The organism is Sphingomonas sp. RS6 (assembly GCF_054489705.1).
Map to the genome: position 1 here is coordinate 99,358 of NZ_JBTMWM010000001.1, position 22,088 is coordinate 121,445.

Below are 22,088 nucleotides of genomic sequence, written 5' to 3' on the forward strand. Positions count from 1 at the left end.
GCCGGATCAACGCGCCATCACGATTTCATTCCGCGCCGCCTGCACCAGCCATGCACTGCGCGTCAGATTGCGCGCCGCCGCCGCCGCGTCGATCGCTTCCAGCATGCCCCGATCGAGGGAGATGTTGACGCGCGCCGGCTTGCTGGTGCTCGCGATGTATGGAACGGCGATCAGGAACGCACCCTGCGCCAGATCCTCCGCATGCGCGGCGGCAATCGCTTCCGCATTGCTGGGCGTGGCCTCGTCCTGATCCTCGAACCACAGGTCGAGGGCCTCCGCGGCGTTCTTCATGACGTCTTCCAGCGTATCGGCCGCCGAGAAACAGCCGGGCAGATCCGGAAAGGTGACGCCATAGGCGCTGTCCGCATCCTTGTGCACGATGGCGAAAAAGATCTTCATTGTCGGTCTCCGTCCGGCTGGCTCACAGCCAGCCGGCTTGCTTTGCAATCGCCCGGGCGGTCCCGAGCGGCAGGTCCTTCTTCGGGTGCGGGACGATCACCGTGCGCCCTTCCTTCCGCATCTTGTGGTGCGAGCCCCTCACGGAAACCTGCTCCCAGCCCTCTGCGGTAAGGCGCTTGATGATCGCTCTGCTATCCCGTTCCATGAGCAAATATATACACACAGAAACATGATTCCGCAAGAGGCGTGTGTATATATTTGCTCATGCTGAGAACTGATTTCCACAGCTTCCCATGAGCATTCCCGTCCAAGCATTGGTTTTCAATCGCGAATCCGGGTTTCCTACAGCAACCGACTCATCGTAATAAGAACGGAACGGGAACGTAATCGCGCATGATATGGGGGCGAATAGAGTGAATGTGGTTGAAAGCGTTCGAGGGTGCGAAGTTGGTTGTGCCGAGTGCAATATCGCGTGCGCGGTACTTACTGCGGCGCGCGACGCCCTTTGGGCGCAGGTAGAGACTTTGACGCGCGAGCGAAGCTCGCAACCACATCTTCAACAGGAATTTGCGCTTGCAGCTGCGCGAGAGCGGCTGGCAATAGCTGAGCGAGAAATCGAGCGCGTTCGTCCCGCGTATCCTCGGGACGCTCCAGCGACAGCAACGCAGAAAACATTTGCGTCAGCGCATCTTCACTAGGCAGCGCTACGTGCATCATCAGGTGCCTGATCGGCGGCGGAGCTGGGACCGCCGCATCGTCGTCGCTCGCGTCACGCGACACGTCCTCCCCCCGCAACCAGCGAAGCGAAACGCCAAGCGTCTCGGCAATCTCCGCCATGTAGCGAGAGCGCTTGATCTTGCCTGAGAGGATTTGATGGATCGTGCCAGGTGTCACGCCGATCGCGCGCGCAAGCGACGACTGGTCGTGCCGCGCACGTTCCATCGCCTCCCTCACGCGCTCAGGGTTGAAGGCCGTCATACGGTCGAGCGATAGTGCAAGAGATTGTAGTTCGCTATCAGAGATGCCTCTACCGGGCATGATATTTTGCTCTCATAGAATTCTCTTGCGAATCCTGATAGAGTCCTATAACGTCGTCGCATGGATGAGAGACACCTCTTAATCGCGCTCGACGCATTTGATCGTGCATTGAAGATTGCAGGCTCGCAGAGCGCGCTCGCGCGGATCTGCGGCTGCACGCCAGGGGCGATCTATCAGCCTCGGAAAAAGGGAAAGCCGCTCTCGGCGCGCTTTGTTCTGAAGGTCGAAGCAGCAACCGGCGTCTCACGCCATCATCTCCGTCCAGATTACTACCCTATCTCGGGCAACGAGGCTCTTCATGACGCCTCTGTATCGGAGAAAACTATCATGGTCGCGTGCAATCGTGACGCGGCTTTGCCGACGGCGCCTGCAAATGACTGAAGTTTCCTCTCACACGGTCCGCACGCTTGGCCACATGGTCGCGGCGCTGGCCGATCTTCAGAAGAAGGGCGGCGATCTTCAGCGCGAGCCGATCGGCATCGCCAACATCGATCATGCGGCCGGCTGGAAAGTCATCCTCGAAAAGGATGATCGCGGCCTGCTTCAGGTCCGCTTCGCGAGGCCACGTCATGGCTGATGCCGCGCGCAATAACCCCACGGGTCGCACTGTGGGGCAGGCCACCACCGCTGTTTCCATCCCCTGCAGCGGTGGTGGTCTACCTGATCTGGCTCGCGTCCAGACTCCGCAAAGTCTGCCTTATGAAATGGTGCTCCTTCGATGACGAAGCTTCGCATTCCCGGCACATGGCATCACGCCGCATTCGCGATCGGCCAGCAGCTTGGCGCGAAGCGTGCGGCTGCCGTCGCCGGCGTCGGGCTCCGGACCTTCTACAACTGGTCCGATCCGGATCTCGACGTCACGCCCTCGGTCGCCCAGGCGGCTGCGCTGGACATCGCGTTCGCCAAAGCGGGCGGGGAAGGCTTTCCTTTCCTGGCTGCCTATCACGCGGCGACGGACGCCGACGCGATTCTGATGGCGCCGTGCCGCCTCGCCCTCGTTGAAGACCTGTCGGAGACCGCAAAGGAGTTCGGCGAAGCGGTGGAACACGCCCTCGCCGCCGCGCGGCCGAGCGCGACGCAGAACGATGTTGCGCGCGCAATGGCGGAAACCGCCGAGCTTCAGACGGCTGCCGGTTCGATGGCGCAGCGCCTGAGTGCAATCTTTCGCCGTGGCGCGGGGCCGCGGTTCGCAGCGGGGGGAACCCAATGAGCAGTCGAAGCCGAATTTTTGCATGCCCGAATTGCCAGGGGAGCGTCACATGCCGAACCAGCGAACAGGTGACGCTCACCGTTCGCGAAGCCCGGCTGCGCTGCCAGAACGACGAATGCGGATGCATGTTTGTCGCTCAGATCGTCGCGGTGCGGATCGTGCTGCCCGGGCTGAAGCCCAACCCCGAACTCCGCTTGCCGGTCGGAAACTGGCGAGAGCCGGCCAACGACGATGCGCCCCCACCTCCAGCCAATGACGACAGGGTCGCCGCCGAAATCGTGATCGGCTGACCTCGCCGGCATCGCGCCGGCTGAACCAACAACCGACTGACCCGCCCGGAGCACCCCGCTTCCGGGAACGCCCCCCGCTTGCCTGCGAAAGATCACACCACCCGATGCGCGACGATTTGCTCAAAGACGTTCTGGCAAACCTGAAGCGGGACTTCGGCTTCAAGGAGAAAGGCGCTTGGCTGCAGGAAGGCCGGTGCGACGCCTGCGGCAAGAAGGAAGCCTATGCCCGTGCCGACAACCCTTGGGTGGTGAAGTGCGGCCGCCAGAACAAATGTGGCGCCGACACGCACGTCAAGGATCTCTACCCCGAGCTTTTCGAGAACTGGTCAAACCGCCATCGCCAGACCCGCGAGGATCCGAACGCCGCCGCCGATGCCTATTTGCTGCACGCGCGGGGCTTCGATCTCGCGCCGCTGCGCGGCGCGTTCGCGCAGGAATGGTATCGCGATCAGGACCTTGGCATCACCAGCGCCACGGTGCGCTTCCCCTTGCCCGGCGCTGGCTATTGGGAACGCCTGATCGATCAGCCCAGCCGCTTCGGGAAGAAGAAGGCACGGTTCAGCGTCGGATCCAGCTGGCGCGGCCATTGCTGGCTATACCCGAAGCACAGGATGGAGGACCTCGCGCGCGCGGGCGAAGTCTGGATCACCGAAGGCATTTTCGATGCAATCGGCCTTGTCCAAAAGGGCCGGGTTCACGCCGTCTCGGCGATGTCGTGCAACGTCTATCCCGAACTGTTCCTGGCGGAGCTTCGCCGCGTATGCGGCGATCTGAACCTTGCCACGCCAAAGCTGATCTGGGCGTTCGACGTCGGCGCGGCCGGCGTGAAATTCACCCGCAAATTCGTCGAGCAGGCGCGCAGGGATGGCTGGCGTTGCGGCGCAGCACAGGTGCGACCGGATGGCGAAGGCGAAAAGCGCGACTGGAACGATCTCGCCCAGGCCGACAAGCTGGAACCGAGCGATCTCGACGAATATCGGTGGAACGGCGAGATCACGATCGCCGCGACCGCCACCGCAAAGGCTCTGCTGGTCTATGAGCGAAAGCGGCTAGAGTCCTTCCCGCTCACCTTCGGCGGCAAGCAACTTTGGGCGAACTTCTCGATCGAGCGAATCCAGGGCGAATTGCAATCGCTGCTGGAGAGCCAGGATCCGGAATTCGCTGACTTCGCCGCGCTGCCGTTCGACGATCAGTGGAACAAGGCTGCCGAGCGCGCCGTCGCGATCGAGGAGCTGGCGAACTGCACCTTTCGCACCCTCTATTTTCAGCGCGATCCGAACCTTGAAGAGGGCGCCTATTTCCTCCGCGTGGCCTTCCCCAACGGCCAGCAGCTGAAAGCCACCTTCACCGGCGCAGCGTGCTCAGGATCGGGCGACTTCAAGAAGCGCCTCGCGAGCGTTGCCCCCGGCGCGCAATGGACCGGCAATCAGTTTCAGATCGACAAGCTGATGCAGCAGCAATGGACGAACATCCGCGTCGTCGATGCGATCCAGTTCACCGGCTATTCGATCGAACACGAGGCTTGGATTTTCGGCGACATCGCCGTGCACAAAGGCCGCGTGTATCAGCCGAATGACGAGGATTATTTCGTCCTCGGCAAGCGTTCCGTGAAGCTGCGCACCTCCGAGCGCATGCTGCGCATCGACTATGATGCCGACAAGCTCGATCTGAGCTGGCTGGAGCCGCTCCACACCGCCTACGGCGCAAAGGGCGTCGTTGCGCTCGCCTTCTGGTGCCTGGCACTCTTCGCCGACCATGTCCGGCGCGAGCAGGACAGCCTTGGCTTCCTTGAAATGACCGGCGAACCCGGCACCGGAAAGACGACGCTGCTCGAATTCCTGTGGAAGCTGCTCGGCCGCGTCAACTATGAAGGGTTCGATCCAACCAAGGCCACCAGCGCCGGCATCGCTCGCACGCTCGGCCAGGTCGGCAACCTGCCCGTGGTGCTGATCGAGGGCGACCGCAATCAGGACACACCCCACAGCAAGCGGTTCGAATGGGACGAGCTGAAGACCGCCTATAACGGCCGCGCCGTCCGCACCCGCGCCATCGCGAATGGCGGCATGGAAACCTTCGAGCCGCCATTTCGCGGCGCCGTCGTCATCGCTCAGAACGCGCCAGTCGAAGCCTCGCCCGCGCTGCGCGAGCGCATCATGGGCATGCACTTCGATAAATCGCTGTTCTCGGCGGCAGGCAAGCGCGCCGGTGAAGCCCTTTCCCGCGCGGATGTGGAGACGCTTTCCGGCTTCATCGTCCATGTGGTGAAGGCGGAAGACGCGATCCTCGCCGAATACCGCAAAGCGTTCGCGAAGCGCGAAACGACGCTCGCGGCGATCGAGGGCGTGCGCAACGGCCGACTCGTCAAGAACCACGCCCAGATCGCCGCGATGCTCGACGCGATGGCGGTGACGCTGCTCAAGCCGTTGCCGATGCGCGTGGTGGGCGAGGCGCAGGATCTGATCGGCCAGATGCTGCTCGAACGGCAACGCTCGGTGGAGACCGATCATCCGAGCGTCGAACTGTTCTGGGAGCGGTTCGACCACATCGAAAGCCTTGAGGATCCGCGCACCGAGCGCCCGATCGATCACAGCCTCAACCCCGAGCTGATCGCGGTGAACCTGCCGCAATTCGAAACGCGCTGCGCCGATCTGCGCCTGCAACTCCCCTGTCTCATCACCGAACTGAAGCGGCTGCTCAAGGGCTCCAAGGCCCGCCGCTTCATCGACGTGAAGTCCGTCAAATCGAAGACCGGCAAAACGGTGACCTGCTGGGTCTTCGCCAACCCTCCCGAACGTCAACAAGCCAAAGCGAAGGAGCATTACTGATGCTGCTGCCCAACACCCGCGTCCCCGGCACTCGCATTGCGCCCACGCGCATGACTGCCGGCCTTTACCTTGAACTGCGTCGCAAGGCGGCGGGGCTGACCCGCTACGATCTCGCACGGCGTCTCAGCCAGGCGCGCGCCTTCCCCCTCGATCGGGCGGCAGCATTGCGCCTGATCGAGCAGCTGGAGCGTCCCGGCACCAGCGCACGGCACCGCGAAGTAATCGCGGCGATTGCGCGGATCATTCCCCTCGATGTCGCGGTCTATGATCAGCTGGCGAACGATCCCGCCGATCGCCACCCCACGGTGTGCATGCGGTGTGGCTGCTCGGCCGACGCGCCTTGTACCGGCGCTGCCGGGGTCTGCACGCTTGAGCGCGGCACCTGCACGCGCTGCCAGAGCGGGGCGGCACAGTGATGCGGCCGCCACGCCTCATCGGTTGCGACTGTCCGTCCTGCACACCGCCAATCGCACCCGCCAACCGCATTTCCATTCAGATCCTGACCGGCATCGGCGCCGGCTGGTTCCTGACCGTGCTCTGGAGGATCTTCCTGTGACAGCCCTTACAATGCGCCAGGAGCGCGCCGCCGACGGCTCGCTGCGCCACGTCCCCACGCCCTTTGTCCCCGCCACGAGCAAGGCCAAGGGAAAGAAGGCCCGCAGGCCCGCCGACCCGATCAAGGCGAACCCGGAATCGGCGGCGCAGCAGCTCGCGAAAATCGTCGAGCGGATCGAGCGGATGGAGGACGAGAAGGCCGGCCTCTGCGACGACATCAAGGATGCCTATTCCGAAGCTAAGTCGGTCGGCTTCGATACCAAGGGCGTCCGCGCAATCGTCGCGCTGCGCAAACTGGATCCGCATGTGCGGCAGGAAGCCGAGGCGATCCTCGAGACCTACAAGACTGCATTGGGGATCATCTGATGCGTATCGACCCTCAACGGGCGGGCGCCTACGCGCGCTCCGCCGGCAAGGCGCTCCTCTCGATTGGCGTGGTGTTCATGCTGTTCCTGATCGCGATCGGAACCGTCGTCGGGGAGCGCCGCCGATGAAGCAATGCTGCCCTTCAACGCGATTCGCCGAATCGGGGACGATCGGCCATGAATGACCTACCCATCAGTGTCCTGCTCAAGCGGGTGCGGCGCGCTGCGCGTAATGGCGAGCGCCTGCACCTTGGTCCTGAGCATGCGCGGGCGCTGATGGACCCGCGCGTTTACGCGGTACTGTGTGAGATCGAGTCGGAGGAATTCAGGGCGGGATGGCAGGTCGACGGCGAAGCGGTGCAGGTTCCGGCAAGGCCAAGGCCGGCGAAGCCCAGCGCTTCGAGCTCGGGCCTTTCTGGCTCTGGTATCGCCGCGACCGCGACGACTGGAACATCTGTTGGCTCGATGGACGTGTCACTCGGCGCGCATCGACGGGTGTCGGCGGTGACGGCGGAAATCCGCCGGAAGAAGCGAAACTCGCCCTAATAGACCACTGGACCGCGTGGAAGGCGCAGGCCGAGGCGATCAAGCCCGCCGGTCCGTGCGGTCCCCATGAGGTGCTGCTCGCCGATCTCACCGCCGCGTGGCTGGAAGAGCATGTCGCGCACCTCGAAAGCCCGGAGCGCTATCTCGACAGCGTAGATCGCCTCGAAGCCTTTTGGGCAGAGCTGCGCGCGCAACAGCTGCTGCCGGAGCCATTCACCGTCGCCAACGTGTCGAACGCGCTGGTCGACGCCTTCATCGCGTGGCGCGCCGCCCAAGGCGTGTCGGCGCCAACGATATCTCGCGATCTGGCGGCGCTCCGCGGCCCGATCAACTGGGCGATGAAGCCGGAGATCAACCGTCTGTCGAGCGCACCGAAGATCAAGGACGTGAAGGGCCGCAAGAAACCGAAGGAGCTGGAGTGGAGCCCGGAGCAGGTGGCCGTCATCTTGGACGCCGCGCGCGCCGCGCCCGAGCGCGATCACGTATTCCTGTTCACGCTGATCATGCTGAGCACTCACGGCCGCGCCGAGGCGACACTCGAGTTGGACGCAGCGCAGATCCGGCGTGGCATGATCCACTTCCTCCGCCCCGGCGAAGAGCAGACCCGAAAGCGGCGGCCGATCGTGCCGATCTGCCCCACGCTCGCGCCGTGGCTGGAAGGCGCCACCGGCAAGATCATCCGCTATCGCGTGCCCACGTCGCAGAAGACGCGCGCTGCCGGCGGCCCAGACCATTATGAGCGCCCGACCAGCGATATCGGCAACGCCTTCGAAGGCGTGCTGCTCGCGGCCCACGCGGCGCGGCCGGATCTCGGCTTTGCGGATCAGGTGCGCGAGAAGGCCGGCGAGCTAGTTTGGCTTCCGCCCCGCCGGAAGCTGGGCGAGACGCGGCCTCGGCCGAAGCTGCGCGGCATCGGCACGCCCAACACCCTGCGCCATACGATCCACACCTGGCACAAGCGCTTCGGCGTGCCCGATGCCCAGATCGACGCAGCCGCCGGGCACAGCGAGGAGGGCACCGGAGCGAATTACACGCACCTGCGCCCCGAGTATCTGCGCGAGTTCATCGCGTCTACGGAGGCCTTCTGGGCGGCTGTCGGCGAGCACACCGACGCGCATTTGCGATACCAGCGCGATACCAACGTGGCCGAATTGGCATCAGCGCGTCATCGTCGCTGATGAGAAAATCGAGCAATTTCAACTAGAAAGCGGTGGTGGAGCTGAGGGGAATCGAACCCCTGACCTCTGCAGTGCGATTGCAGCGCTCTCCCATCTGAGCTACAGCCCCGCCGCCGGTTCCCGGATACCCGGGAGGCGCCCCCATTAGCGACAGCCGAAGGCCGATGCAACCGGCTTTGCACGCGGCATCGGCCGCCCGCACCGACTGCGGCGAAACGCCTGAGCGCAAAGCCGAATCCACGGAACACTTGGGCTTGCCGCTCGCTTGAATCACCAGACGGCATCACGCCGCACCAAAGATGCAAGCAGGAGAGTCGAACGATGGACAACCGTAACAATCCTTACGCGCCGCGCGACGACTATAACAGCCGCAGCGAAGTCGACTATACGCAGGACTATGGCTCCGGCCGCGATTACGCCTCGACGAGCGCCCGTGACTATGCGGCGAGCGGCGAATTCGGCGGCGGGCGCGGGCGTTACGGTGGCCGGGACCAGCGCGACTATCGCGACGACTGGCGCCGCAACCGGCCCGATTGGCAGACGCACGGCTATAGCCAGCAGGATTATGGCTCGCGCGAGAGCGGCGGCTACAATGAAGGGCGCCGCAGCTATGCCGCTGGCAGCTATGGCGGCCGGGGCGACGATGATCGCGGTCGCGGCTATGGCGATCGCGGTGAAGGTCGCGGCTATTACGGCCGCGGGCAGGATCGCTGGCGTGGGCAGCGCGACGACCGCGGATCGCGCGACTTCGACCGGGACCGCGGCTTCTTCGACCGTGCCGGCGACGAGGTTCGTTCGTGGTTCGGCGACGAGGAAGCGGAGCGCCGCCGCGAAATGGACCAGCGCTACGATGAAATGCGCGCCCGGCAGGAAGGCCGCGATCACAGCGACAACCATTATGGCGCGTGGCGCCGCAGCCGGATCGAGGAATTCGACCGCGACTATGACGAATATCGCCGTGAGAATGCCCAGCGCTTCTCGAACGAGTTCGACACCTTCCGCACCGAGCGCACCCAGCAGCGCGATTCGCTGCGCCGCGTGACCGAGCATATGGAAGTGGTGGGCTCGGACGACAGCCATGTCGGCACCGTCGACAAGGTGCGCGGCGACCGCATCATCCTGACGAAGAACGATGCCGATGCCGATGGCCGCCATCATTCGATCCCGTCGCGCTGGATCCAGTCGGTCGACGACAAGGTCAAGCTGCGCAAGACCGCCGACGAAGCCCAGTCGCATTGGCGCGACGAGGAACGCTCGGGCGCCCTGTTCGGCGAGAACCGCCAGCAGAGCCAAAGCAGCGACGACCAGAATCGCAGCTGGGGGAGCGATCGCAATCTCAATCGCAGCTTTTCCGGCACCTATCGCGACTGAGCGCAACGCATCGCGGCAGAATCGGGCGCCCGGGGAATCACCTCGGGCGCCCTTTTCGCGCGATCAGCCCAGGAACGTGGCGAGCGCGCGGGCAAAGCCGGCCGGCTGGTCGAGCATCACGAAATGCCCGCTGTCGCCGACGCCGACCAGCTTCAGGTCCTTCAGCCCGGCATATTGCGCCCGGTACAGGTCGAGCGTCCGGATTTCGCCGCCCCGGTCGTCGGTCCAGGGCACGACGATGGTGACGGGCACCGTGATCTTGCCGAGATCGGTGCGCAGATCGGTCTGCATGTCCTCATAAAGCGCCTGGCCCGAAACCCGCATGTCGGCCTTTGCCGACCATTCGGCGACCTGCTTCTGCGATTCCGGCTTGCGGGCATTCTGGCGAGCGATCGCTTGCAGGACCGCATCCGGCACCGGCCGGCCATGCAGACCCACCATCTGGGCGCGCATCATCTGTGCCTGGGGCTGGATCGCCTCCGGCGTCGCCGCGGGCGCGAACATCGTGCCGATGAAGGGCAGCGCATCGACGACCATCGCCTTGCCGACATCGCCGGGATGATCGCGCGCCAGCATCAGCGTCACGAGCCCGCCCATCGAATGGCCGACCAGCGCCGCCCCTTCCAGCTTCCGCCCCGCGATCAGCCGGTGCAGGTCGGCCACGATGCCGTCGAGGATGCCCGGTTCCAGATTGGCGCCCGGATCGCCCCCGCCAAAGCCGTTGACCTGAACCAGATAGACGCGGTGCCGCCGCGCGAGATCGGGCGCGACGCCGTCCCACACTCCGCGCGGGCTCGACAGGCCGGGGATCAGGATCACCGGGCTGCCGTGGCCGATCACCTTGACCGAGATATGGTCCATCCGGATTTCGGCGTCATCGGCGGCGGTTGCAGCAATTACCGCCGGCGCCCCTTGCGCCGGGCCGAACCAGCCATTGGCCGCGAAGATCGCGATGACGATCGCGAACCAGGGAAGCCGGCGATCGCGGCGGCACAGACAGGAAAGCAGCGTGGTCACTGGTCGTTCTCCAGGGCTGGATTGACGAAAATCGCTTCGATGGCGAGGCCGAACAGATCGGCGATCTTGAAGGCGAGCGGCAGCGAGGGATCGTAACGGCCGGTCTCGATGGCGTTGACGCTCTGGCGCGAGACGGCGAGCCGTTCGGCCAGATCCTGCTGGCTCCAGCCGCGCTCGGCGCGCAGCACGCGAAGCCGGTTCTTCATGACTCCGCCCCCACCCGGTCGCGCCAGGTCATGATGCACTGCGCCAGGCCCCAGACGCCGCACCAGACGGGAAACGCCCAGAACACGTCGACCTGCCCGATCGCACGATAGATCTGGAGGAAGCCGAGCACGCTCGCCACCGCCAGCACCGCGCCGATTCCGATCAGCATCGCGGTGACGATCCGCTGGCGGAGATACTCGTCCGTCTCTTCGCGGACATAGAGGCCGATCACCACCAGCAAGGCGAGGATCGGCAGCGCCGGCAAGATCGAGAGCACGACCAGCGCAACGCCGGCCGGCTCGATCCGATCGACGGCCAGGCTCGCCCCGATCACGGCAACGACATAGGCGATCATCGTCGGGATGAAGCGCTTCACATAGCGCCGGGCGGCAGGCGTGGCGGACATCATGTCATGCTTCCTTTCTACAATGACAAGCGCGCTTTACGACAAGCGTACTTGTCTTGTCAAGCACGCTTGTCGTTAGCGCGATTGCCACGCTGGCGCAGGAGCCGTTAACCATTGTCCGCTAGCGTCTGCGTCGGGGGGACTTTCGAACGATGCGACGACTTGCTTGGCCGTGGGCTGCCGCCTGCTTTCTGCTGTTCGTCACCTTGCTCACGATGAGCGGAATGCCGCCGACCACTGGATCGAGGCTGCGACTCTTGATCCTTTGCGGCACCTTCGCGGGTGCGATGCTGGTCGACCCCGCACGGCTCGGACGGCTGAGAGGGCTCTGCATTGCCGCTGACGGCTTTCTTCTTTTCTCGGCGATGAGTGCAACCGGTGCGATCGCAAGCTATTTGGCGATGCGAAATTCCGGTCCCTTCACCGATGCGTGGCTCGCCCAAGCTGACGGGATGGTCGGGTTCGACTGGCTAGGATTCCGCAGCGCCGTCGATCGCATCCCGTTGCTGCGAGCGACACTTGAGCAAGCATATTATTCGTGTTTCCTGCTCCCGCCGGCGATCGCGATCCTGCTCGGGATGAGCGGGCGGGCCGAGCGGCTCTACAAGATGCTCGCCGCGTTCGGTATCGGCCTGGCGGCGACCGTCGCAATCTTCCTGTTCTTCCCTGCCGAGGCAGCGTTCCAGCACTATGGCTACCGACCCATGCCGTCGAACGCAGTGAGCTATGGCGTCCTCATCAGTCAGTTGCACGATGGGCCGCCAGAACCCGTGGACCTGAACGCCCTTGGCGGCATCATCACCTTCCCCAGTTTCCATGCAACGATGGCGATCCTGTTCGCATGGGCATTATGGCCGTTGCGGCGCCTGCGCGTGCCGAACCTGGGGATCAACGGCCTGATGTGGATCTCGGCAATCCCGGTGGGCGGCCACGATGCCGTTGACCTGATCGGCGGATCGCTGATTGCCGGCATTTCCCTCGGACTGGTCGCCGACCAGCGCCGGCGGCATCCGCGCAAGGAAATTTCGCCTGTCCAAAGCGGCGCGGCAGTGCCACGATAAGGCGATATTGCCCGGCCACCCGGGTCCTTTGATCCGGAGCTTTGCCTGCATGGCCACCACCCCTGCCCGCGCGCCGCTTGAACTCACGCTTCGCGGCGTGCTGCTCGGCGGCGCGATCACGCTGCTGTTCACCGCCGCCAATGTCTATCTGGGCCTCAAGATCGGCCTCACCTTCGCCACGTCGATCCCGGCGGCGGTGATTTCGATGGCGATCCTGCGCTTCTTCCCCGGCTCGACGATCCTCGAGAACAACATCGTCCAGACGGTGGCGAGCGCGGCGGGCACGCTGGCCGCGATCATCTTCGTGCTGCCGGGGCTGGTGATGATCGGCTGGTGGAACGGCTTTCCCTATCTGGAAACGGCCGCGATCACGATGTTCGGCGGTATCCTGGGGGTGATGTTCTCGGTGCCGCTGCGCCGCGCGCTGGTGGTCGATTCACCCGACCTGCCCTATCCCGAAGGCCGCGCCGCCGCCGAGGTGCTCCAGGTCGGCGCCGGCAGCCGCGAGGGCGCCGAGGAAAGCGGGCGCGGGCTGGCGGTGATCGTCGTCAACGCGCTCGCCGCCGCGGGCTTCGCGCTCGTCACCCGGCTGAAGCTCGCCGCCGAGGAGGGCGCGATGTTCTTCAAGGCGGGCACGGGCGCCACCGGCATCATCGGCGGGCTCCAGTTCGCGCTGATCGGCGCCGGCCATCTGATCGGCCTGACCGTCGGCTTCGCGATTCTGGTCGGCGTGGCGATCGGCTGGTGGATTGCGCTGCCGATCCTGAGCGCAGGGATGCCCGGCGCGGCCGAGGAAGTCGCCAGCGCCGTGTTCCGCAGCGACGTTCGCTTCTTGGGCGCCGGCACGATCGGCATGGCGGCGATCTGGACGCTGCTGAAGATCATCGGCCCGGTGGTAGGTGGTATTCGATCGGCGCTGGCGGCATCGCGCGCGGCGCGCGGCGGCGCGGCCATTGCGGTCACCGAGCGCGACCTGCCGATCGGTATCGTCGCGATCGTCTGCATCGGCATGTTGCTGCCGATCGGCTGGCTGTTGAGGGGCGTGCTCGCCGGCGGGCCGCTGTCCGGTTCGGCCGGGCTGCTCGTCGCCGGTTCGCTCGCGTTCGTGCTGGTGATCGGCCTCGTGATCGCATCGGTGTGCGGCTATATGGCGGGCCTGATCGGCGCATCGAACAGCCCGGTATCGGGCATCGGCATCCTTTCCGTCGTCGCGGCGGCGCTGATGCTGGTGGGCCTGTTCGGCCGCGATCTAGATCCCGGCACCACCCAGGCGCTGGTCGCCTATGCGCTGATCGTCACCGGCATCGTGTTCGGCGTGGCGACGATCTCCAACGACAATCTTCAGGATCTGAAGACCGGCCAGTTGGTCGGTGCGACGCCGTGGAAGCAGCAGGTGGCGCTGATCTTCGGCGTGATCTTCGGCAGCCTCGTCATCCCGCCGGTGCTGAGCGTGCTCAACGCGTCGTTCGGCTTTGCCGGCGTGCCCGGCGCGAGCGCGGACGCGCTGCCCGCGCCCCAGGCGGCGCTGATCTCGTCGCTGGCAAAGGGCGTGCTCGGCGGCGATCTGCGCTGGGATCTGATCGGCATCGGCGCGCTGGTCGGCGCGGGCGTGATTCTGGTCGACGAACTGCTCGCCCGGTCGAAGACGCGGCTGCGCCTGCCGCCGCTCGCCGTGGGCCTCGGCATCTATCTGCCGATGGGCGTCACGCTGACGGTGGTGCTGGGCGCGGTGATCGGCTGGTTCTATGATCGCGCGGCAGACCGTGCGCGCGATCCCGAGTTCGTCAAGCGGATGGGCGTGCTAATGGCGACGGGCATGATCGTCGGCGACAGCCTGTTCGGCGTGCTCTATGCCGGCCTGGTCTATGAAACCGGCAGCGAGGCGCCGCTGGCGCTCGTCGGCCCGGACTTCGCGCCTTATGCGCTCGCCGGCGGAACGATCGCGTTCCTGGTGCTCACCGGCCTGCTCTACGCCTATACCCGGCGGCAGGCGCGATAGGCCGGTTCGCCGCCGTCCCCGCCCGATCGACTGGGCGGGGGCAGCGGCGCGGCATCACTCCATCTGCGCGATCAGCGCGCCGATCGGCGCAAAGGCGAACGCCACCGAACTGTCCGCCACGCCGTAAGGGATGAACAGGTTGTCGCCGTGGCGGATCGCGCCACAGGTATAGACGACGTTGGGGACATAGCCCTCGCGATCCTGGTCGGCGGCCGTCAGCAGCGGCTCGCGCGAGCGGGCGAGCACCTTCGTCGGGTCGTTCTTGTCGAGCAGGGCCGCGCCGATCGAGTATTTACGCATCGCCCCGACGCCGTGGGTCAGGATCAGCCAGCCGTCGTCCACTTCGATCGGCGGACCGCAATTGCCCATCTGCACCAGTTCCCACGGGAAGCGCGGCTTGATGAGCAACTCGCCGCCCTCCCAATGGTCAATGCGGTCGGACTGGTGGAGAAAGATGTTCTCGCCGTCCTGACGGCCGAGCATCATATATTTGCCGTTCACCGTGCGCGGGAACAGCGCCATGCCCTTGTTGCGCGCGGCGCTGCCGGTCATCGGCACCAGATCGAAGCTGCGCCAGTCGCGCGTGCGCATCAGCTCCGACTGGATGACCGAGCCGTTATAGGCGGTATAGGTGCCGATCCATTCGGGCGTGCCGTCGTCATGGTGGAAATGGCAGATGCGCAGATCCTCCAGCCCGTTCGACTGGGCGCGCGTGATCGGGAAGATCACCGTGCCGGACAGCGTCGAATCGCGGTGGCGATAGACCGTCACCGGGCCCTCGGGCATCCGGTCCTCCACCTCGCGCGCATCGGCGGCGGTGGCGAAGGGCGGCTCGGGCGCGAGCACCAGCTCATTCTCGTCGTTGATGATGCCCTCGCGGAACGCGACCGAGGAGATATGCCCCTCGCCCACCGCGCGCAGCGACATCAGGATGCGCAGGCTGCCCTGCGGCATGCCGCTCTGGTCGTAATGCGGCACCGCGCTGGGGTTCATCAGTGCGGCAGCGGCATAGCTATATTCATGGCAGAAATAGGCGCCGAGCAGCTGCCGCTTCTCGTCGCTGATCGCGCCGCCGTCGAGCCCGAGCAGCGCCTCGATCTCGTCATATCGCGTCATGAACACGCGCCGAGTCTGCCAGTGGCGCGCCTCGAAGTCGCGAAGCACGAGATCGAGCTGCGCCCGCGCCTCGCCGGGCGACAGCGCAAGCACCTCGTGCACGATCCGCTCGGTCCGGCTGGGCGCCGATCCGTTCGACGCCCAGGCCACATGGAACGGTCTCACCACGACGCGCGAGGGATCGGCCCTCAACCGGAGGTGGTGGTGAAACAGTTCCTGCATTGGCAACCCCGCAAGCGACACGCATTTTCCGGCGTCGCCGGACCGGATGAGATCAGGCGACCGCCAGCGTCGGTCCTGCCACGATTTCCGTCGGCTTTGAAAGGGCCGAAATCGCGCAATTCGCCAGTTGGAGCGCCAGAATCGATTCCGCCCCCTGGTTGCGGTTGAGTCCGGTGGGCATCAGCCCGTCGAAACAGCCGCCATCGGCCACCGATGCCAGCGGAGTATCGAGATCGTTGGCGCCCAGATACCAGCGATAGGCGCGGATCGCCTCGTCGGCCCAGCGCTGCTCGCCGGTCACTTCATGCGCCGCCAGACACGCATCGATCGTCGCCTGCGCCTCCAGCGGCTGCTGGTCGAACGGCAGCGGATCGGCATAGGGCCGGCCGAAGCTTTCGGTGCCCACCGCGCGGAACCGGCCCTCGGGCGAGGTCTGGCGATCGACGATCCAGGCGAGCGTCTCGAGCCCCGTCTCGACAAAGTCCTGCCGCCCGAGCGCCTGGCCGGCGCGGATCAACGCTTCGGGCAGGCGGGCATTGTCATAGGCCAGCACGATTTCGAACCAGCGCCATTCGGGACGGCGCGCCTGTTCGAGCAATGCCGTCAGCTCGTCGCCGAACCGCGTCAGCGTCTCGCGCGAGAGCGCATGGCCGGGATGCGCCTGCGCCATCGCCGCCATCCCCAGCATCGCGAAGGCACGCGCCCGCGGGCTGCCGAGTTCCAGCGCGATCGACGCCGTATTGTCGAACAGCACCGATGCCCAGTCGCGATGCTTCTGCGCCCGCGCATCGCGCGCCGTGACGCCGAGCGACCAGAGCGCGCGGCCGTTCGAATCCTCCGATCCCTCGTCCTCGCACCAGCTGCGATCGAAGTTCATGAAATTGCGGAACCGCCGCGTTTCAGGGTTCCAGGCATGCTGGACGAACCCGCCATAAACCGCTGTCCATTTGTCGCGCACCGCCTCGTCGATCGGGTCGATGCGGCACATCAGGATCAGCGCGCGGGCATTGTCGTCGATGCAATAGCCGTGGCGGCGATCGGGCACCGAGAAGATCGAGTGCTGAAGAATGCCGGTCGAATCGCTCATCCGCTCGACGGCCGAAAGGTCGGGCGCCAGGCGCGGCAGTTCGTTCGAGAACGGCGCGATGCGTGCGGGCTTGCGGCCGCGGATCGCATCGAGTTCGGCCACCGCCCGCTCGGCGAGTCGCGGCCACAGCATCGTCCGGCCGCGCGCATAGGCGCGCTCCGCCAGCGCGTTGCGCTCCGAATCGTCCGCCAGCAGCACGTTGATGGCGCTGCCGATCGCCGCGCTGTCGCCGAAATCGACGAGGATGCCGTGTCCTTGGTCGAGAATCTCGGTCGCGTGGATATAGGGGGTGGAGATCACCGGCTTGCCCATGCTGACCGCGTAGGACAGCGTGCCCGACGTGATCTGCGCCGGGTTCAGATAGGGCGTTACATAAAGATCGGCCGCCTGAAGATAATCGAGCAGTTCGTCTTGCTCGACGAAACGGTCGACGAACTGGACATGGCCCTCGATCCCCAGCGCACGGACCTGCGCCTTGAGCCGATCGCGATAGACCTCGCCTTCGTGGAGAACGAGATTGGGATGCGTCGCGCCGAGCACAACGTACAACGCTTCGGGATTGTCGGCGACGACGGCGGGCATCGCCTCGATCACCGCCTCGATCCCCTTGTTCGGCGCGAGCAGGCCGAAGGTCAGGATCACGTCGCGCCCATCCCAGCCAAAGGCGGGCTTGAACTGCGCGGTATCGGCCAGCGGCCGATCGGGCACGCCGTGGGGAATGTTGACGATCTTGCCCGGCTCGACGCCGTGGACGCGCTTCAGAATATCGGCGCCACGATCCGCCATCACCATCAGCCTGGACGCGCGCCGCAGCAGCGCCTCCATCACCCGCCGCTCGTCGGCGCTGGGATGTTCGAGCACGGTGTGGAGCGTGACGAAGATCGGGATCGAGATCCGGTCGGTCAGCGCGAGCAGCATTTCGCCGGCGGCACCGCCGAAAATGCCATATTCGTGCTGGATCCACAGCGCCTCCGCGCCGCTCGCCTCGATCGCCCGGGCGGCTTCGAGATAGTCGCCGCGATCGTTCTGGGCGATCGCGCGCGTCACCTGCGGCGGATAGGCATAATGGCCGGGGCGATCGTCCATCGCATAGACATCCACCTGGATGCCCGGATAGCGATCGACCAGGGCCGAATAGACGTCAGTGGTAAACGTCGCGATCCCGCATTTGCGCGGCAGAAAGTTGCCGATCAGGGCAAGATGCCGAATCACTGGCTGACTCTGAGACCGTGCCATGTTGACCTTTCGCTCCTGCAATTTCGACTCGGGCCGAAATTGGCGCCTTAGTCCTTCTAAACTCCCAATTTTTGATATAGTTGCAGCAATGCTGCATTGCGAAACGATATACCCGTTAACCCGCCTTGTAAATCTGGCGTTCAGCCTCGGCCGCGGTAGCCGGGCACGCCCTGATCGGGGATCCAGACATCCTCGGGCGGCTTGCCCGATTGCCAGAACACGTCGATCGGAATCCCGCCGCGCGGATACCAGTAACCACCGATCCGCAGCCATACCGGCGCCATCTCGCGGAACAGTCGCTCGCCGATGCCAACGGTGCAATCCTCGTGGAAGGCGCCGTGATTGCGGAAGCTACCGAGAAACAGCTTGAGCGACTTCGATTCGACGATGCGCTCGCCCGGCACATAATCGATCACCAGATGCGCGAAATCGGGCGCGCCGGTGATCGGGCAGAGCGAGGTGAATTCGGGCGCGGCGAACCGCACCAGATAGCGCGTGCCCGGCCGGGGATTGGGCACATAGTCGAGCTCCGCTTCCTCCGGCGTTGCGGGCAGGGCGGATTGTTTTCCGAGATGCTTGGCGTCCATGCGCGCCATGTAGGCGTTTGCCGTGCGGTTTCCATAGCGGTAGGACCGCCCCTATGGACGGATTGATCACGACCGAATGGCTGGCGGGACAGCTGGGCTCAGACAATCTGGTGGTGCTGGATGCCACCTATACCTCGACGATCCCCGGCGCCGAGCGGCTGGACCCGCGCGCCGGCTTCGTCGCGGGGCATGTGCCCGGCGCACGCCTGCTCGATCTCGATACGCTCGTCGATGGCGACGATCCCCTTCCCTCGATGCTGCCGCCGCGCGCGGTGTTCGAGGCGCGGATGGCCACGCTGGGTATCACGCCCGACGCGCGGATCGTCCTGTATGACAACAGCCCGCATCACACCGCCTGCCGCGCCTGGTGGGTGCTGCGGATGTTCGGCGTGCGCGCCGCGATCCTCGACGGCAACATGCAGCACTGGCGCGCCGAGGGACGGCCGATCGAGACCGGCCCGCACCGGGCATCGCCGGCGCCCTTCGCCGCTGGGGCGCCGCTCGCGCGGAAGCGCACGCTCGACGAGATGCGCACCACCCGCGAGCAGATCGTCGATGCCCGCTCGGCCGCTCGCTTCACCGGCAAGGAGCCCGATCCACGCCCAGAATGTGCCGCCGGCCATATGCCGGGCGCGAAGAACATTCCCTATGGTCGTTTCTTCGACGCCGAGGGGCATTGGAAGAGCCCGGAGGCGATCCGTGCCGTGTTCGAGGATGCGGGGGTGGACCCTGCCCGCCCGATGGTCGCCACCTGCGGATCGGGGATCACCGCTGCGGTGATCGTCTTTGCCGCCCATCTGCTCGGCCATGAAGCGGCACTCTATGACGGCAGCTGGACCGAATGGGGGGCGCAGCCCGATACCGAAAAGCGGCTGGGTGCCGCATGAGCGACCGCACGGACGAAAAGGACGCCACCCGCGTCGTCACCGCCGGCCGCCGGCCCGAATGGACCAACGGCATCGTCAATCCGCCCGTCTGGCGCGCCTCGACGATCCTGTATGAGTCGGTGGCCGAGCTGCGCGCGCGCGGCGCGGCGGACACGCATCACAAGCTGTTCTATGGCCGGCGCGGCACGCCCACCCAATGGTCGCTCGCCGATGCCCTGACCGAACTGGAGCCCGGCGCCGAGGCGACCTTGCTCTACCCCTCGGGCGTCGCGGCGATCACCAGCGCGTTGCTCGCTGTGCTCTCGCCGGGCGACGAGTTGCTGGTGCCCGACAGCGCCTATGATCCGACGCGCGGCTTTGCCGACGGGCTGCTCAGGCGGCTGGGCATCGCCACGCGCTATTATGACCCGCTGATCGGCGCCGGCATCGACGCGCTGTGCGGCGAACGCACCCGCGCCATCTTCCTTGAGAACCCCGGCAGCCTGACCTTCGAGGTGCAGGACGTGCCCGCGATCGTCGGCGTGGCGAAGGCGCGCGGCATCACCACGCTGCTCGACAACACCTGGGCGACGCCTTTGCTGTTCCCCGCAATCCAGCTCGGCATCGACTATACGATCCTCGCCTGCACCAAATATGTCGTCGGGCATTCGGACGTGATGCTCGGATCGGTGACGGCGGCGCAGGGACAATATCAACGGCTGCGCGCCACCAGCTATCAGCTGGGCCAATGCGCCAGCCCCGACGACGCATGGCTCGGATCGCGCGGGCTGCGGACGATGGCGGTGCGGCTGCGGCAGCATGGCGACAGCGCGCTGCGCATCGCCCGCTGGCTCAAGACGCGCCCGGAAGTCGCGCGCGTGCTGCACCCGGCGCTCCCCGACTGTCCGGGACACGAGGTGTTCCTGCGCGATTTTCGTGGATCGTCGGGCCTGTTCAGCTTCGTCCTCGCCGGCGGCGACGATGCCGCCCGATCGGCGCTGATCGACGGGCTCGCCCATTTCGGCATCGGCTATAGCTGGGGCGGCTATGAAAGCCTGGCCATCCCGATCGACCCGCAACGCCACCGCAGCGCGACGACCTGGCAGGCGGAGGGGCCGGCGGTACGGCTCCAGATCGGGCTGGAAGACCCGGACGACCTGATCGCCGATCTGGAAGCCGGCCTGGCGCGGTTCGCGGCGGCTCGCACATGATCGGTGCCGCCTCCGACTGGCTGGCGATGCAGGGCATCACGCTGCCGCATACGGGCGAACTGATCGAAGCTGCAGTCGCCGGTGCGATTATCGCCGCCGCGATTGCGCTGGGCATTCTCGCCGATCGTCAACTCGGCAGCCGCGCCGCAGGACTGTGGGAGCGGCACCTTGGCCACCAGGCGGACGGCATGCGGCCGCGGCTGTGCCGCATCATTCGCTATGGCACCACCGCGATCCTCCTCGCCATTGCCGAGAATGCCTGGCCCTGGCAGCACCCCGCAGCACTACTGATCGGCATCATGCTCGGCGCGGCGACCGCGATCGCCGTTTCCGAGGTGCTGCGCGGGGCCAGGCTGCCGCGAATGGCCACCTGGCTGATGGCGCTGTTCGTCTTCTCGTCGATCCTCAGCCATTCGCTCGGCGGGCTGGAGGTTATCCAGACCTTCTTGTCGCGAATCGGCTTCGACGTCGGCAGCCGTCGCTTCTCGCTGCTGTCGCTGCTCACCGTCGCGGTCACGGTGATCATCATCTACACGGTTGTGCGGCTGGCCAACCGCTTCATGGCGCAGTTCATCCGGCGCACCAGCGGGCTCGATGCGACGCAGAAGCTGCTGTTCGAGAAGTTGGCCGGGATCGCGATCATCGTCGCCGCCTTTTTCTTCGGGATCGATCTTTTGCAGATCAACCTGACGACCTTCGCGGTGTTTTCGGGCGCGCTGGGACTGGCGGTGGGCTTCGGCCTGCAAAAGACCGTGGGCAATCTTATCGCCGGCATCATCCTGCTGATGGATCGCTCGATCAAGCCGGGCGACGTGATCGTCGTCGGCGACAGCTTCGGCTGGGTCAACAAAATCGGCGTCCGCGCCGTCTCGGTCATCACCCGCGACGGCAAGGAACATCTGATTCCGAACGAGAATCTGATGACGCAGGAAGTGGAGAACTGGTCCTACACCGATCGCAACGTGCGCGTGCGGATTCCGGTGGGCGTCTCCTATGGCTGCGACCTCAAGCTCGCGCAGGAACTGATGCTGCGCGCCGCGCGCGAAAGCCCGCGCGTGCTGGATAGCCCGCCGCCCAATGTCTGGCTGGCGGCATTCGGCGACAGCTCGGTCGATCACGAAATCCTCGCCTGGATCAGCGATCCCGAAAGCGGCGTGGGCAATGTGCGCAGCGACGTGCTCAACCGGCTGTGGTGGCTGTTCAAGGAACATGGCATCGAAATCCCGCTCCCGCAGCGCGACGTTCACGTCCGCGACTGGCCATCGCCCGCCGCACCGCAATAGGGGCTGGCGGCGG

General features: G+C 65.6%; 24 protein-coding genes and 1 tRNA gene. 15 read left to right on the forward strand and 10 right to left on the reverse strand.

The annotated features are described in order from the left end of the window. Positions 1-6 precede the first annotated feature (6 nt). The 3 genes from ACX40Y_RS00545 to ACX40Y_RS00555 all read right to left on the reverse strand — a co-directional run bounded on the left by ACX40Y_RS00545 (position 7) and on the right by ACX40Y_RS00555 (position 1,377). A complete protein-coding gene (locus ACX40Y_RS00545; RefSeq protein WP_459117578.1) occupies positions 7-399 on the reverse strand; it encodes a type II toxin-antitoxin system HicB family antitoxin in 393 nt (130 codons plus the stop codon). A gap of 22 nt (positions 400-421) precedes the next feature. Continuing rightward, positions 422-604, reverse strand: a complete 183-nt coding sequence (locus ACX40Y_RS00550; protein ID WP_459117579.1) for a type II toxin-antitoxin system HicA family toxin — start codon at positions 602-604, stop codon at positions 422-424. A gap of 278 nt (positions 605-882) precedes the next feature. After that, positions 883-1,377: a helix-turn-helix domain-containing protein gene (locus ACX40Y_RS00555; protein ID WP_459117580.1), complete on the reverse strand. Its 495-nt coding sequence runs from the start codon at positions 1,375-1,377 to the stop codon at positions 883-885. A 120-nt stretch (positions 1,378-1,497) separates the two neighbouring features. Between ACX40Y_RS00555 and ACX40Y_RS00560 the strand changes: the two genes are divergently transcribed. The 9 genes from ACX40Y_RS00560 (at position 1,498) to ACX40Y_RS00600 (ending at position 8,406) form a co-directional block, all read left to right on the forward strand. Continuing rightward, on the forward strand, positions 1,498-1,818 hold the full coding sequence (locus ACX40Y_RS00560; RefSeq protein WP_459117581.1) for a YdaS family helix-turn-helix protein: 321 nt from the start codon (positions 1,498-1,500) through the stop codon (positions 1,816-1,818). Continuing rightward, a complete protein-coding gene (locus ACX40Y_RS00565) occupies positions 1,811-2,014 on the forward strand; it encodes a hypothetical protein (RefSeq protein ID WP_459117582.1) in 204 nt (67 codons plus the stop codon). The genes ACX40Y_RS00560 and ACX40Y_RS00565 overlap by 8 nt, the downstream gene beginning before the upstream one ends. Positions 2,015-2,155: 141 nt before the next feature. Then, positions 2,156-2,647 carry a hypothetical protein gene (locus tag ACX40Y_RS00570; RefSeq protein WP_459117583.1) on the forward strand — a complete coding sequence of 164 codons (492 nt, stop codon included), beginning with the start codon at positions 2,156-2,158 and terminating at the stop codon, positions 2,645-2,647. After that, positions 2,644-2,937: an ogr/Delta-like zinc finger family protein gene (locus ACX40Y_RS00575; protein WP_459117584.1), complete on the forward strand. Its 294-nt coding sequence runs from the start codon at positions 2,644-2,646 to the stop codon at positions 2,935-2,937. The genes ACX40Y_RS00570 and ACX40Y_RS00575 overlap by 4 nt, the downstream gene beginning before the upstream one ends. Positions 2,938-3,041: 104 nt before the next feature. After that, on the forward strand, positions 3,042-5,762 hold the full coding sequence (locus ACX40Y_RS00580) for a toprim domain-containing protein (protein ID WP_459117585.1): 2,721 nt from the start codon (positions 3,042-3,044) through the stop codon (positions 5,760-5,762). After that, on the forward strand, positions 5,762-6,178 hold the full coding sequence (locus ACX40Y_RS00585; protein ID WP_459117586.1) for a hypothetical protein: 417 nt from the start codon (positions 5,762-5,764) through the stop codon (positions 6,176-6,178). The genes ACX40Y_RS00580 and ACX40Y_RS00585 overlap by 1 nt, the downstream gene beginning before the upstream one ends. A gap of 151 nt (positions 6,179-6,329) precedes the next feature. Continuing rightward, entirely contained in the window at positions 6,330-6,683 is a 354-nt protein-coding gene (locus ACX40Y_RS00590) for a DUF2312 domain-containing protein (RefSeq protein WP_459117587.1), read from the forward strand. Further along, positions 6,683-6,811, forward strand: a complete 129-nt coding sequence (locus ACX40Y_RS00595) for a hypothetical protein (protein ID WP_459117588.1) — start codon at positions 6,683-6,685, stop codon at positions 6,809-6,811. Before ACX40Y_RS00590 ends, ACX40Y_RS00595 begins: the two co-directional genes overlap by 1 nt. A 206-nt stretch (positions 6,812-7,017) precedes the next feature. Further along, entirely contained in the window at positions 7,018-8,406 is a 1,389-nt protein-coding gene (locus tag ACX40Y_RS00600) for a site-specific integrase (protein ID WP_459117589.1), read from the forward strand. Positions 8,407-8,439: 33 nt separating this feature from the next. Here ACX40Y_RS00600 and ACX40Y_RS00605 read toward each other — a convergent pair. Next, positions 8,440-8,515: transfer RNA gene (locus tag ACX40Y_RS00605), tRNA-Ala, on the reverse strand. Positions 8,516-8,727: 212 nt separating this feature from the next. Between ACX40Y_RS00605 and ACX40Y_RS00610 the strand changes: the two genes are divergently transcribed. Further along, positions 8,728-9,777 (forward strand): DUF2171 domain-containing protein, encoded by a 1,050-nt coding sequence (locus ACX40Y_RS00610; RefSeq protein WP_459117590.1) that lies wholly within the window; start codon positions 8,728-8,730, stop codon positions 9,775-9,777. Positions 9,778-9,840: 63 nt separating this feature from the next. Here ACX40Y_RS00610 and ACX40Y_RS00615 read toward each other — a convergent pair whose 3' ends face one another. From ACX40Y_RS00615 to ACX40Y_RS00625, 3 genes are read right to left on the reverse strand one after another with little or no spacing between them, the layout of a single operon-like run. Continuing rightward, on the reverse strand, positions 9,841-10,794 hold the full coding sequence (locus tag ACX40Y_RS00615; RefSeq protein WP_459117591.1) for an alpha/beta fold hydrolase: 954 nt from the start codon (positions 10,792-10,794) through the stop codon (positions 9,841-9,843). Further along, on the reverse strand, positions 10,791-11,000 hold the full coding sequence (locus tag ACX40Y_RS00620; RefSeq protein ID WP_459117592.1) for a helix-turn-helix transcriptional regulator: 210 nt from the start codon (positions 10,998-11,000) through the stop codon (positions 10,791-10,793). Before ACX40Y_RS00620 ends, ACX40Y_RS00615 begins: the two co-directional genes overlap by 4 nt. Next, complete coding sequence (locus tag ACX40Y_RS00625; protein WP_459117593.1) at positions 10,997-11,410, reverse strand: hypothetical protein; 414 nt, start codon at positions 11,408-11,410, stop codon at positions 10,997-10,999. The genes ACX40Y_RS00620 and ACX40Y_RS00625 overlap by 4 nt, the downstream gene beginning before the upstream one ends. A 149-nt stretch (positions 11,411-11,559) precedes the next feature. Here ACX40Y_RS00625 and ACX40Y_RS00630 point away from each other — a divergent pair, with 149 nt between their 5' ends. Both ACX40Y_RS00630 and ACX40Y_RS00635 read left to right on the forward strand, forming a co-directional pair. Next, positions 11,560-12,468, forward strand: a complete 909-nt coding sequence (locus ACX40Y_RS00630; protein WP_459117594.1) for a phosphatase PAP2 family protein — start codon at positions 11,560-11,562, stop codon at positions 12,466-12,468. Between the two features lie 49 nt (positions 12,469-12,517). Further along, a complete protein-coding gene (locus ACX40Y_RS00635; protein WP_459117595.1) occupies positions 12,518-14,467 on the forward strand; it encodes an OPT family oligopeptide transporter in 1,950 nt (649 codons plus the stop codon). A gap of 54 nt (positions 14,468-14,521) precedes the next feature. Here ACX40Y_RS00635 and ACX40Y_RS00640 read toward each other — a convergent pair whose 3' ends face one another. The 3 genes from ACX40Y_RS00640 to queF form a co-directional block, all read right to left on the reverse strand. Further along, positions 14,522-15,805, reverse strand: a complete 1,284-nt coding sequence (locus ACX40Y_RS00640) for a glycoside hydrolase family 130 protein (protein ID WP_459117596.1) — start codon at positions 15,803-15,805, stop codon at positions 14,522-14,524. A 52-nt stretch (positions 15,806-15,857) separates the two neighbouring features. Next, complete coding sequence (locus ACX40Y_RS00645) at positions 15,858-18,128, reverse strand: glycosyltransferase family 4 protein (RefSeq protein ID WP_459117597.1); 2,271 nt, start codon at positions 18,126-18,128, stop codon at positions 15,858-15,860. Between the two features lie 140 nt (positions 18,129-18,268). Next, entirely contained in the window at positions 18,269-18,715 is a 447-nt protein-coding gene (gene queF, locus ACX40Y_RS00650; protein WP_459117598.1) for a preQ(1) synthase, read from the reverse strand. 53 nt (positions 18,716-18,768) lie between these two features. Here queF and ACX40Y_RS00655 point away from each other — a divergent pair, with 53 nt between their 5' ends. From ACX40Y_RS00655 to ACX40Y_RS00665, 3 genes are read left to right on the forward strand one after another with little or no spacing between them, the layout of a single operon-like run. Then, complete coding sequence (locus tag ACX40Y_RS00655; protein ID WP_459117599.1) at positions 18,769-19,602, forward strand: sulfurtransferase; 834 nt, start codon at positions 18,769-18,771, stop codon at positions 19,600-19,602. After that, on the forward strand, positions 19,599-20,792 hold the full coding sequence (gene metC / locus ACX40Y_RS00660; RefSeq protein WP_459117600.1) for a cystathionine beta-lyase: 1,194 nt from the start codon (positions 19,599-19,601) through the stop codon (positions 20,790-20,792). The genes ACX40Y_RS00655 and metC overlap by 4 nt, the downstream gene beginning before the upstream one ends. Further along, entirely contained in the window at positions 20,789-22,075 is a 1,287-nt protein-coding gene (locus ACX40Y_RS00665) for a mechanosensitive ion channel family protein (RefSeq protein WP_459117601.1), read from the forward strand. Before metC ends, ACX40Y_RS00665 begins: the two co-directional genes overlap by 4 nt. Positions 22,076-22,088 lie beyond the last annotated feature (13 nt).